This window comes from Lysinibacillus sp. NPDC056232 (assembly GCF_042267565.1).
Taxonomy (GTDB): domain Bacteria; phylum Bacillota; class Bacilli; order Bacillales_A; family Planococcaceae; genus Lysinibacillus.
Genome location: NZ_JBHJTF010000005.1, coordinates 173,396 through 185,431 on the forward strand (window position 1 = coordinate 173,396; position 12,036 = coordinate 185,431).

Consider the following 12,036-nt stretch of genomic DNA (forward strand, 5'->3'; position numbering starts at 1 on the left):
TTGTCATAAAAATAACCCTAGGACTTCATACTTATTTCACTTTTTATCTATATAATAATTTTGCGCTTATTATTATAGATTGGAGACTACAACATGAAAAACTCGCTTTACCAAAGCTTTTGGCGAATGCACTTTTATGCCGCATTATTTATTACTCCACTGCTTATTTCGCTAACATTAAGTGGTATTGGTTTTTTATTTTATACCAATGTTGAAAATCAGTTATATGATAAATACTTTTTTGGTGAAAGTGGAAAAACCGAGGTACAATCCATTGATGATGCTGTTAAACTTGCAGAAGAATCATATGCTGGCTATAAAACAAATAAAATTATAGAGTTAGAAGAGCCATACAATACACGTTTATCGATGAAAAATGCAGATGGCAAAGAGAAATATGTGTTCTTAGATGATCATAACCAAATTATTGGTGGTCAGGATGCTGGTTACACATTTGCAAATATTATGAGAAATACCCATAGTTCCTTATTTATTGGTGGGACGGTTGTCAATTATTTAGTCGAATTAGCTGCGTGCTGGGCTATTTTTCTAATGCTTTCAGGCATTTACATGACGTTTAAAGCAAAATTACTAAAGAAAACAAAGCAGACAAACAAACGTCAGAAGAGCAGGAAATTTCATGCCCTTGTCGGGACAATTATTACGATTCCAATGCTTGTTATTATTTTCACAGGCTTACCATGGTCTGCGTTTATGGGGAAATATATTTACCAAGCTTCACAAGACCATCCTTCTTTCGGCACGCCATTATTGCAGCAACAGCCACCAACATCTGATGTCAGTGAGATTCCTTGGGCTACTCGTCAAGAAACCCCTCCAACGTCAGATTCAGGACATGCAGCCCATCACGGTATGGGGGCAGATATGGGCTATGTTGCGAACCCTAACCAACTAAGTGTGGAAAAGCTACAACATGAAATTGATGCAATGAATATTTCAAAACCATACGCTATTATTTATCCTACTAGTGAAGATGGTGTCTATACGGTTGCAAAATCTAGTAACACAGGTGTGACAGGTCTTGATGTTAGTCCGGATGATGAAACGACAATGTATTTTGATCAATATAGCGGGAAATTTATAGACAAAGTTGGCTATGAGGACTATGGTATTCTTGCTAAATGGTTCACTTGGGGAATTCCTTTACATGAAGGTCATTTGTTTGGCTGGCCAAATAAATTAATCAATTTACTAGTATGTCTAGCATTTTTAGTAGTTATTGTTTGGGGAGTTAGAACATGGCTACTACGAAAAAAACAAGGGATGCTATCTGCACCACCTAAAATCTCTCAAAAAATATCCATTCCTTTTATCATTTTCATGATTATTTTAGGAATACTGATGCCACTATTTGGCCTTTCTTTAATTGCTGTCGTACTGATTGAAATAATCATAAATTTGGTGTCTAAAAATAAAAAAGAAGCCAATTAAAATAGTAAGCGATACTGTATCCTTTATAGAAGAGGAATGCAGTATCGCTTTTCTTTTTTAAAGCCAACCTTTATCACTGGCGACTTGGACTGCTTGTTGTCTAGATTCGACTTGTAGCTTTTGAATAGAGGTGGATAAATAGTTTCGAATAGTGCCTTTCGTTAAAAATAACTTTTTACTAATCTCATTTGTAGAGTGGCCTTCTTTTACAAGCTGAAGAACAGCAATTTCACGTTCATTCAATGGATTCTGTTCTTTCATAAACAACGTGGCTGCTAAATCTCTGCTGACGACTTTTTCATCATTCATCACTTTTCTTATTGTTTCAATCAAATAGTCGATTGGTTCATCCTTTAATAAATACCCATGTACCTCACAATCCATTGCTTTTTGCAAATAGCCAGGGCGGGCGAAGGTAGTAACAATCATCACCTTGCACGGTAAATTTGCCTGTCTAATTCTTTCAGCAAGGTCTAGCCCAGAAAGATTTGGCATTTCGATGTCCAAAACACATACATCTGGTAGCTCATGTTGAATATATTCCCACGCTTTTTGACCATCTGAAACTTCTGCAATCACTTTTATATCAGGCTCAAACGACAACAAGGAAGACAAGGCGCCCCGTAACATTTGTTGATCCTCTGCTAGTAATACTCGTATCATGTAGTTGGTTCCTTTCTGTAATGTTGGATAGGCAGTGTTAACGTCACAATTGTTCCGCCTGTCGGTAAATTGTTAATGACAGCATGTCCTTGAAGGGCATTCATTCTTTCTTTCATCGATGTTAGACCATTCCCGTGCCCTTGGTTTTGTAAGCCGATACCATCATCAATAATGTTAAATGTTAAAACGCCATTTATAACATTGATAGCTATTTGGCATTTTTTTGCTTGACTATGTTTAATAATATTTGTAGTAGCTTCCCGCAGACATAAGGACAGCATCGTTTCTTCTACACTCGCTAGTAGCAGCTTTGGACAGTTATTTTTGATTTTTATTGAGATATCCGCTGTTTGTAAATGTTGTTTACAAAGAATAAGCTCACTGTCTAGCGAAATAAAATTCATATCGGAGACTAATTCTCTTACTTGCTTTAGTGCAGTTCGTGTTGTTGCTAAAATATCATTTAGCTCATCTTTCACACGCATTGTATCTTTGTCGACTAATTTTGATGTTAGTTCGGTTTTTATTTTAATCATTGTCAATGTATGACCAATTGTATCGTGGAGGTCTCTCGCAATACGTTGTCTTTCCTCTTGCTGAACAAGCTGGGTATTTACCACTGTTAATTCTGATTGTAATTTTTTGGACTTTTCAACGTAGTAAATTAGCATTGGAAATAGTAGCTGAATGATCATGATGGGTATTAATGCTTGGGATTGTAATTTGTAAGATGCTCCTGATTCAAACCATATAACTATAAAAAACATAAGGGCAATGGCAATCATTCCTAAAGCAATATGCCACTTCTTTTTAGCTCGCCCAATTAAATCGGCAAAGGTAAAGCCGAAAACTAACATAGCAGAACCTTCATAAATACCCAGTATGATAATAAGAGTAAAGCCTATTAAGGAAGCAAAAAGTAAACGCCAATCTTGATTCCATAATGCAATATAGAATGCTATTAAAAATAAAATAAGGATTAATATTCTAGCCAATAAAGGTAATTGAGAATTTGAACTTAATACCATGGTAAATAAAAAAACGAGCGATACAACATCTAGAATTAAATAGTGTTTTGCTTGATCTCTTGGATATATCTTTATAGTTCACACCAACCCTTTATTTCTGCGTGACACTTTGAATGGCATGTTTGCGAATCCATTCCATAGGTCCAACATGAAAATGCTTGATACAAATATGTGCAATGAAAAGTTGTAGAAGGGAGAGGGTTAACCAAATGCCGATCACTTCAATACTATTTAATTTTCCACCTAAACCTAAGCCCCAGCCATAGAAAATAATAGATGCAATAATATTTTGAAGCACATAGCAACTTAAAGACATTTTCCCAATCTCGCCAAATCTCTTCCATAACCAATCAAGCTTCTTATATTCTATCATTTTACCTAATATACCAATATAGCCAATAGATAGGATTGGTGCAAATAAATAACGAACAGGAAAATCAAATGCTCCGCCAGGAATAAAGATTAGGAGGTTCAAGGGTACCCCAATAAAAATACCGATTTTGAATAGCCTTTGACGCGCCTGACGTCCTTTGTCATCTTGCGAAAATACACCATTTCTCATCAGCTTAACACCAAGTAAAAATAAAAAGATATTCATTGGGATAATAAAAATAGCTTCCGTTCTATAATAAAGAAAATTTGTTAAACGATATTTTATTTGCTCAAACCAAGTACCATTCTCATAAAGACTAACAACAGGATCGAGTCCAGCAAAGGAAGCATTAGCACCAAGCAATGCGCTGACTAAAATAAGCAAAATCATTACTGCATGGAAACTACCAAAAACGTATAACGCTCGTTTAATCGCTTTATCACCAAATTTAACAATAAAGGCAACAATGATAGCTGTCACAGCATAGCTCATTAAAATATCGTATTCCATAACTAAGGTAAAGTGGATCAGCCCCTCCATAAATAAAAAGACTAGCGTCCAAATATACATTCCTGGCCAAGCATTCCCTTTTCGCATGGCTTGCTGATATTTTAATTCTAGACCTACACCAAACATGATTGTTAATAAACCAAGGAGTTTACCGTTTACGAAAAATAGGACTACCATTCGTAAAAAGTCGTTTAATGACCACCAACCTGAATAATGACTCGTTGTGATATACGAAATATCTCCAAGATAAGCAAAAATCCAAATATTCGTACCGAGTGTCCCTAATACAGCAAAGCCTCGTAACATATCGATTAAGGGTAATCTTTGTTGAACTTTCATTATAGAATCACTCTTTCTTTGTTTTCTTACAATAATGATAAGAAAATGAAAGGAAAAAACATATTCACACCAGTCAAAGGTTCTTTATGACAGGTGTCATTTTATGGTGTATCAGGTAACAAAAACTAGCGGTGATTTAGCATAAAAAGCCCTTATCTTCCTTGTATAACCATCTTGATGGATTAAATGAATTGAAGCAGAAGTTAGCCATTCAAGAAGTAAAAAAATTAAATGAATATATGCTTCAAGCTGCAGTAGGACGTTCAGGTGATGATGCCGTTCGTGCAATTAGTAAAGCATATCTTCAACTTGTTAGAGAGCATCCAGGGGTGTATGATGCTAGCACTCGCTTTCCAGATGCTAACGATCAAGAATTACAGCAAGCCCAAGAATCTGTCGTACAACTTGTACTTCAAGTGCTAGATGCCTATCATTTGCAGGAAGAAATTGCGATTCATCTGGTCAGAGGATTACGAAGTATTCTACATGGATTCTCTTCTATTGAACAGATGGGGGATTTTTATTGAGGGCATTCATGCAGTGACGATTAATGAAGATAAATATATGCAAACGAATGACTAAGGAGGAAATTTTGCTCCATTTTAAAAGGGATGTTCTGAGTGGGGGGGAAAAAAAGAAAGAAGCGGGTAATGACACAGAGGATTAATTTCCCGCTTTAAATTGTTGAACAGAATTGATGTTGGAGTTGGAGACTTTTCGTTGAACGAGTCTGCTGCTCTTTCTCATTTACATAGTAGTTAAGAAGTATGTTTTCAAGTTAAATAACATCCTCACACTATTTAGTACATGAATAAATTCTATAGTCTAAAACGCCTTCATACTTTAAGTTCATATCAAAATGTTTATCCATTACCTCATAAAGTTCAGGTGCAATATCCTTGGAGTGATGAAGTTCAGGAATGGAGAAGATTGATTTGTTTTTTTGTATACGAATCTTTTTAAAACCAGCCTGGTTAAACAAAGCTACCCAATCTTTCTTCATTGAACAAGAATCAAATCCATAAAACTCTTTGATTTCCTTTTCAATTTTTTCTTCAAGTGGTTGATGAATAGTAAATTCAATGGCAATAAACCGACCGCCTTTTTTTAATAAACGAAAAATTTCTTTAAGGGCATTAGGTTTATTGACAAAAGAAAGAACAGATTCAGAAATAATAAAGTCAAATGTATGATCAGGTAATGGTACTTGTTCTATAGAGCATTGAATTATTTTTACGGGTAAGTGATTTTTTTTCATTCTCCTTTTAGCCTTTGCGACCATTTCAGGATTGATATCAATACCAGTTACTTTTGCTTTATATGTCTCCGCCAAATAGGCAGAAGTTTGGCCTGTACCACACCCTACATCCAAAATGCGGGACTTTTCGTTAATGCTCTCTACCTTGAATATTTCCTTTGTTAGATTAATGCCACCAGGATGCGCACCGCCAACGCCAAATTTGGACAGAAAATCTAGATACTTTGAATTTTTAATCGGAATCCCTTCTTTATTCGTATTTTTGTATAATATGAAATTAAAAATAGGTTGGTTCCTGAGCTGTCATGAAGAACCTTTACAGAAAGGAAGGGGAGAATAATAAATAGTTGGGCTTCAACATTTTTACAATACATATCTATACATTTTTTTAGCAACTCTCTCCGATAGTCTAAACAATAAAAAATTACAGACGTATACTAGTAAAAAGATATTTGATAGGGGGTGAATTGATGCCATTTTATCCACCGAATCCTAGAATGAGACCATTCCCACCAAGATATAGACAAGGTTTTGGCCCTCCTATTCAAGGTAGAAGGGGGCAACCTTTCTTTAACCATAATCAACAACCCCAAATTTCTAGATTTGGAAGATTACCACAGCATTTAAATACAATTATGGGCCATGCGGGAACAATAACAAATGGAGTTGGTATGCTAAGGCAAATGGGAGCATTTTTAAATTTCTTTAGATAGTTTATTTCGAAGGAACGTAGTTTGCCTTTATAAAAATTAGCAAGATAGACTTGAGTGTAATTAGAACCCCTCTGAAGAGTAATTTTTCTTAAGAGGGGTGAATAATCATTGTATTTAGTTTTTAATGTTTATTTAAGTTGCTTTTCAATAATAGAGCGATTTTTCTCTTTAAATACTTCATTATGTGATGACACGATCCCATGACGATAGGCTGTAGGCTCTAAATACGTTTTGATAGAGTTCACGGCATTGGCAGCATCCTGGAAAGTACCTAGAAGGAGATTGATTTTTCCTTTAAACGCTAATATATCACCCGCTGCAAAAATTCCAGGCTGAGTGGTTTCTCCCGTTGCTTTCCCTTCAAAATAGTAATTATCTTTTTTAGGAATGGTGATTACTTGATCCAATTCTAATGATGCTTCACGGTTATAGCCATGACTAACAATGACTTCATCGATTTGACGCGTATAGCTTTGTTTTGTTTTTGTGTTTTCACATGTCACTAATTGGATAGCTGTTTTGTCAGCATTAGCAGTTAGTTTAGTAATAATAGTATTACATTCAATTTTTACTCCTGCGTCTAAAGCCTCTTGAATTGTTGCCTCATGGGCCGATAACGTATCTTTACGATAAACAACAGTTACGTTTTTTGCGATAGTACTTAGTTCAACGGCCCAGTCGATCGCTGCATTTCCGCCTCCCGAAATAATAATTTCCTTGTCCACAAAATGTCGATAAGACTGCACGGTATAGTGTAAATTAGTCATTTCATATTTTTCTGCACCTTCTAGTGAAAGCTTTTGAGGGTTAATAATACCACCACCAACTGCTAAAAGAACTGTTTTAGAATAATGTTTATCTCCTTGCGCAGTATGTAGAACAAAAATATCATCTTGGCGCTCGATAAAATCGACTTTTGTGCCTGTTAAAACGGTTGGATCAAAAGTTTTTGCCTGCGCAATTAGCTGTTTCGCAAATTGTTCGCCTAAGACAGGGGGGTGACCACCAATATCCCAAATTAGTTTTTCAGGATAAAGTAATACTTTCCCACCAAGCTGTTGTTGACTCTCAATTAATTTCGTTTTCAATCCTCGTAAACCACTATAAAAGGCACTGTATAGGCCTGCGGGACCACCGCCAATAATCGTTACATCGTATAAATGTTGCATTTATATCACCACATCCTTAAAAAATAAATAATCAATTATGCCTTGGCATAATTGCGTCCGGAATCGGCTTTGTGCAAGCACAAAGAACTCCTTTCCGATTCCGTGACATCCGCCGGAGGCTTTAACTTCTTTCAGCAGATGTCTTTTGTGCCGAAAGCGTAGCGACAGGTACAGATGTTTGGACACCCGCTGAAAAGTAACTTAAATTTGCACTCATCTCACCACCTTACAAATGAGATTTGTAGCTGACGCTTTGCTTTCGCTACAGAAAAGAATTGCTGAAAGAAGTTAAAAAGTATTTGACAAAACTTTATAAGAAAACTAGACTAACTTTAGTGATAATGATTATCATTATCGGTTAATCGTTATCATAGCATGGAAAGAACAAAAAGGAAAGAGAGGTTACGTTGTGCGTTTACAAGTTGAATCGATTCGTATCGGCTATGAGGACAAAACGATTGTGCACGATTTATCGCTACAAATTCCAGACGGTAAAATAACGACCATCATTGGTTCCAATGGCTGTGGTAAATCTACACTTTTAAAGGCTATTACAAGGATTTTGAAGCATAAGAGTGGACAAGTCATATTAGACGGTCAAAATATTTCCGAGATGAATACAAAAGAATTGGCGAAAGAGCTGGCTATATTGCCACAAAGTCCGGAAAGTGCACATGGTTTAACAGTGGAAGAGCTTGTATCCTACGGTCGATTTCCATATCAAAAGGGCTTCGGTAATTTATCGCAAAAGGATAAAGAAATGATCGACTGGGCCTTAAAGGTAACTAAAACGGATGACTTTCGTCAGAATACGGTTGATGCCTTATCAGGTGGACAGCGTCAACGAGTGTGGATTGCGATGGCATTAGCGCAAGAAACCGATATTATTTTTTTAGATGAGCCAACAACTTATTTAGATATGGCCCATCAGTTAGAGGTTTTAGAATTACTGTACAAGCTTAACGAAGAAGAAGGACGCACAATTGTTATGGTGCTACATGATTTAAATCAGGCAGCACGTTTTTCAGATTATATTGTTGCGCTATCAAAAGGAGAGCTTGTGAAGTTTGGTACTGCAGAGGAAGTTATAGTACCTGAAGTATTAGAAAAAGTGTTTAATATTGATGCAGTCATTGGAAAGGATCCACGTACAGATAAGCCAATGTGCATTACATATAACTTATTACAAACCGTATAAAAGGAGATATATTTATGAAAAAGTGGTTATTACCAATGTTTATGATGGTCGTACTAGTGCTTGCAGCGTGCGGCAATAAAGAAGAGAAGGCGGATGAGGGCTCTCAAGATAAAGCATCTGCAGAAACGATTACCTATCAATCAGAATCTGGGCCAATTGAAGTACCAGCAAATCCTAAACGTGTAGTTGTGTTATCGTCATTCGTTGGGGATTTATTACAGCTTGGCGTTAATGTAGTAGGTGTTGACTCATGGGCTGCAGATAATCCAAATTTCCAAGATGATATTAAAGATGCAGTAGTTGTTGAGAACACAGATATTGAAAAAATTATCGAACTTGAGCCAGATTTGATTATTGGTTTAAATGGTATTGAAAATGCGGATAAATTAGCGGAAATCGCACCAACTGTATTATTTACTTATGGTAAGGTTGATTATTTACAGCAATTTATCGAAATTGGTAAATCTGTCAACAAAGAAAAAGAAGCAACAGATTGGGTAAAAGATTTTAAAGAACGTGCTGCAGAAGCGGGTACGAAAATTAAAGAAAAAATCGGTGAGAATGCAACGGTTACTGTCGCAGAAATGTTTAATAAACAAATGTATGTGTATGGAGATAACTGGGGTCGAGGAACTGAAATTTTATATCAAGAAATGGGTTTGAAAATGCCTGAAAAAGTAAAAGCAGATGCTTTAAAACCAGGTTATTTTGCAATTTCTACAGAGGTATTAAATGAATATGCAGGTGACTATGTGATTTTTAGTACGTTTAAAGGTGAAGATAGCGCCATTAAAAATGCTGCATGGTTTAAGGATTTAGAAGCGGTGAAGAATGGTCATTTATTTGAAGTGAATGGCAACGAGTTTTACTTTAATGACCCGATCACTTTAGAATATCAACTAGATTTCTTTGAAAAGAAATTTTTACAATAATTTCAGTAGAGAGTAGCGAAGGTAAATGATAAAGTTTCGACATTTCCCATTTTGGCTTCAGGTATTGCTTGCACTGATCTTATTAGCAGTGACAGTTACGATCTCACTTTGTGTCGGCGCGGCAAATACGAGTATTGAAGATGTCTATCAAGCGATTGTCGGACAAGACGGTGGCAAGCATTATGCTATTTTACGTGAAATTCGATTTCCTCGTATTATTGCTGCTATTTTTGTAGGTAGTGCGCTCGCAGTTGCTGGGGCTATTATGCAAGGAGTGACAAGAAATCCATTAGCGGATCCAGGGCTTCTTGGCCTCACAGCAGGTGCGAATGCAGCACTTGCATTGACGATGGCATTCATCCCAAATACCTCGTATTATATGCTTATTATTTCATGTTTCGTAGGTGCTGGTGTAGGGATGATTGTTGTCTATGGTATTGGCGCTTCAACGAAAAATGGCTTTTCTCCATTAAAGTTAGTCTTAGCTGGGGCAGCTGTATCCGCCCTATTACAAGCAATAGCAGATGGGACGGGAATATTATTTCAAATTTCAAAAGATGTTTCGATGTGGACGAGTGGTGGTTTAATTGGCACTACATGGCAATCTTTAATAATAGTTCCTGTAATTGTAATAGGTTTAGTAATCGCGTTTGTGTTTAGTCGTCAGCTAACCATTTTAAGTTTAAATGAAGAAGTAGCTGTCGGGTTAGGACAAAATACAACAGTCATCAAAGGAATTATGATGTTTGTAGTAGTAATTCTTGCAGGATCCGCAGTGGCGCTAGTAGGTAATTTAGCTTTTGTTGGGCTAATGGTACCCCATGTGGTCCGCGCAGTTGTTGGGAAAGACTATCGATTTGTCTTGCCGATGAGTGCTATTATCGGTGGGTGGTTGATGGTAACAGCGGATTTTGCGGGTAGAATGATTAATGCTCCATATGAAACACCGGTAGTTGCCATTATTTCTATAATCGGCCTTCCGTTCTTCTTACTTCTTGTTCGGAAGGGAGGTCGTCAAATTGTTTAATGTCGGACGAAAAAAACAACGTAGATGGTTAATGGTTTGGATGCTATTAACAATAGCTATTTTTGTAATGGGTATTTCAATGGGGGCAGCTTCGGTTTCGATTGATCGTATAATACCGATTTTGTTTGGAGACGGCAGCTTCAAAGAATCATTCGTATTGTTTTCTGTTCGCTTGCCGAGATTGTTTGTGCTGGCAGCAGCAGGGATGGCGTTAGCATTGGCTGGTGCCGTTTTGCAAGGCGTGACACGTAATGATTTAGCGGACCCTGGTATTATTGGGATTAATGCAGGTGCAGGTGTTGGGATTACGCTATTTTATCTCCTTGTTAATGGTGATTTACCTCATTTCGCGTATGTGTTACCACTTATAGGATTTGTCAGCGCTTTATTAACGGCACTCTGCATTTACTTTTTCTCGTATAAGCGCAATGAAGGTGTACAGCCGGTTCAACTCATTTTAGTCGGGGTAGGTGTAGCATCCGCCTTATCTGGTGTAATGATCCTATTAATTTCCTCTGCTGAGCGTAGTGATGTTCAATTTATCGCGCAATGGCTTGCGGGCAATGTTTGGGGTGCAGACTGGCCATTTTTCTGGGCTTTATTGCCTTGGCTTGCGCTAGGCATTCCATTTATTTTGTATAAAGCAAATGTGTTGAATGTACTTGCGATGACCGAACAAACGGCAGTTGGCTTAGGCTTGAATATCGGCCGAGAGCGTTTGCAATTATTAGTTGTCTCTGTCGCATTAGCTGCGGCTGCTGTATCGGTCACAGGAGGCATTGCCTTTATCGGTCTGATGGCTCCACATATTGCAAAACAGCTTGTCGGACCACGCTACCAGTTCTTTCTACCCCTGACATTGTTTATCGGTGCAAGCTTACTAATGCTAGCGGATACAATTGGCCGCGTAGCTATTTCAAGTGCAACAGTACCAGCAGGTATTGTCGTAGCATGTATCGGCGCACCTTATTTTTTATATTTACTACGAAAAAACGACTGAATGGCTTTGGCTGTTCGGTTTTTTTGTTGTAAGGCTTTATGAAAAGCGAGGCCCCCCGACGGATAGAAGTCTCCGAGCGACGGAAAGAACATCGACATCGACGGAAAGCAATCCCAAGGTGACGGATAGAATTAGCGGCGACGGAAAGAACTGCGACATCGACGGAAAGCGAGGCCCCACCGACGGATAGAAGTCATAGAGCGACGGAAAGAACTCCGGCGGCGACGGAAAGCGAGGCCCCCTCGACGGATAAAAGTCTCAGAGCGACGGAAAGAACTACGGCACCGACGGAAAGCAATCCCAGGGAGACCGATAGAATTAGCGGCGACGGAAAGCGAGGCCCCCTCGACGGATGAAAGTCTCAGAGCGACGGA

The 12,036-nt window shown here is 37.7% G+C and carries 12 protein-coding genes; 7 read left to right on the forward strand and 5 right to left on the reverse strand.

Features of this window, described 5'->3' with window-relative positions; all coding sequences use genetic code 11:
• Positions 1-93: 93 nt before the first annotated feature.
• On the forward strand, positions 94-1,452 hold the full coding sequence (locus ACFCYJ_RS06280; protein WP_376072143.1) for a PepSY-associated TM helix domain-containing protein: 1,359 nt from the start codon (positions 94-96) through the stop codon (positions 1,450-1,452).
• A 57-nt stretch (positions 1,453-1,509) separates the two neighbouring features.
• Here ACFCYJ_RS06280 and ACFCYJ_RS06285 read toward each other — a convergent pair whose 3' ends face one another.
• The 3 genes from ACFCYJ_RS06285 to ACFCYJ_RS06295 all read right to left on the reverse strand — a co-directional run bounded on the left by ACFCYJ_RS06285 (position 1,510) and on the right by ACFCYJ_RS06295 (position 4,365).
• Complete coding sequence (locus ACFCYJ_RS06285; RefSeq protein ID WP_376072146.1) at positions 1,510-2,115, reverse strand: response regulator transcription factor; 606 nt, start codon at positions 2,113-2,115, stop codon at positions 1,510-1,512.
• On the reverse strand, positions 2,112-3,110 hold the full coding sequence (locus ACFCYJ_RS06290; RefSeq protein WP_376072148.1) for a histidine kinase: 999 nt from the start codon (positions 3,108-3,110) through the stop codon (positions 2,112-2,114). Before ACFCYJ_RS06290 ends, ACFCYJ_RS06285 begins: the two co-directional genes overlap by 4 nt.
• Before the next feature lie 124 nt (positions 3,111-3,234).
• Complete coding sequence (locus ACFCYJ_RS06295) at positions 3,235-4,365, reverse strand: DUF418 domain-containing protein (RefSeq protein ID WP_376072151.1); 1,131 nt, start codon at positions 4,363-4,365, stop codon at positions 3,235-3,237.
• 191 nt (positions 4,366-4,556) lie between these two features.
• Between ACFCYJ_RS06295 and ACFCYJ_RS06300 the strand changes: the two genes are divergently transcribed.
• Positions 4,557-4,892: a TetR-like C-terminal domain-containing protein gene (locus ACFCYJ_RS06300; RefSeq protein WP_376072153.1), complete on the forward strand. Its 336-nt coding sequence runs from the start codon at positions 4,557-4,559 to the stop codon at positions 4,890-4,892.
• 269 nt (positions 4,893-5,161) lie between these two features.
• Here the strand turns inward: ACFCYJ_RS06300 and ACFCYJ_RS06305 are convergent, their stop codons facing one another.
• A complete protein-coding gene (locus ACFCYJ_RS06305) occupies positions 5,162-5,908 on the reverse strand; it encodes a class I SAM-dependent methyltransferase (RefSeq protein WP_376072187.1) in 747 nt (248 codons plus the stop codon).
• A gap of 185 nt (positions 5,909-6,093) precedes the next feature.
• Here ACFCYJ_RS06305 and ACFCYJ_RS06310 point away from each other — a divergent pair, with 185 nt between their 5' ends.
• The gene (locus ACFCYJ_RS06310; RefSeq protein WP_376072156.1) at positions 6,094-6,336 is read left to right on the forward strand and encodes a hypothetical protein; all 243 of its coding nucleotides are present in this window, start codon (positions 6,094-6,096) and stop codon (positions 6,334-6,336) included.
• A gap of 128 nt (positions 6,337-6,464) precedes the next feature.
• On the opposite strand, the gene ACFCYJ_RS06315 is transcribed toward ACFCYJ_RS06310, so the two are convergent.
• The gene (locus ACFCYJ_RS06315) at positions 6,465-7,505 is read right to left on the reverse strand and encodes an NAD(P)/FAD-dependent oxidoreductase (RefSeq protein WP_376072159.1); all 1,041 of its coding nucleotides are present in this window, start codon (positions 7,503-7,505) and stop codon (positions 6,465-6,467) included.
• 409 nt (positions 7,506-7,914) lie between these two features.
• Between ACFCYJ_RS06315 and ACFCYJ_RS06320 the strand changes: the two genes are divergently transcribed.
• From ACFCYJ_RS06320 to ACFCYJ_RS06335, 4 genes are read left to right on the forward strand one after another with little or no spacing between them, the layout of a single operon-like run.
• On the forward strand, positions 7,915-8,703 hold the full coding sequence (locus ACFCYJ_RS06320) for an ABC transporter ATP-binding protein (protein WP_376072161.1): 789 nt from the start codon (positions 7,915-7,917) through the stop codon (positions 8,701-8,703).
• Positions 8,704-8,717: 14 nt separating this feature from the next.
• Positions 8,718-9,635, forward strand: a complete 918-nt coding sequence (locus ACFCYJ_RS06325; RefSeq protein WP_376072163.1) for an iron-hydroxamate ABC transporter substrate-binding protein — start codon at positions 8,718-8,720, stop codon at positions 9,633-9,635.
• 25 nt (positions 9,636-9,660) lie between these two features.
• Positions 9,661-10,662 carry a FecCD family ABC transporter permease gene (locus ACFCYJ_RS06330; protein WP_376072165.1) on the forward strand — a complete coding sequence of 334 codons (1,002 nt, stop codon included), beginning with the start codon at positions 9,661-9,663 and terminating at the stop codon, positions 10,660-10,662.
• Positions 10,655-11,662, forward strand: coding sequence for a FecCD family ABC transporter permease (locus ACFCYJ_RS06335; RefSeq protein ID WP_376072167.1), 1,008 nt, complete (start codon positions 10,655-10,657; stop codon positions 11,660-11,662). Before ACFCYJ_RS06330 ends, ACFCYJ_RS06335 begins: the two co-directional genes overlap by 8 nt.
• Positions 11,663-12,036 lie beyond the last annotated feature (374 nt).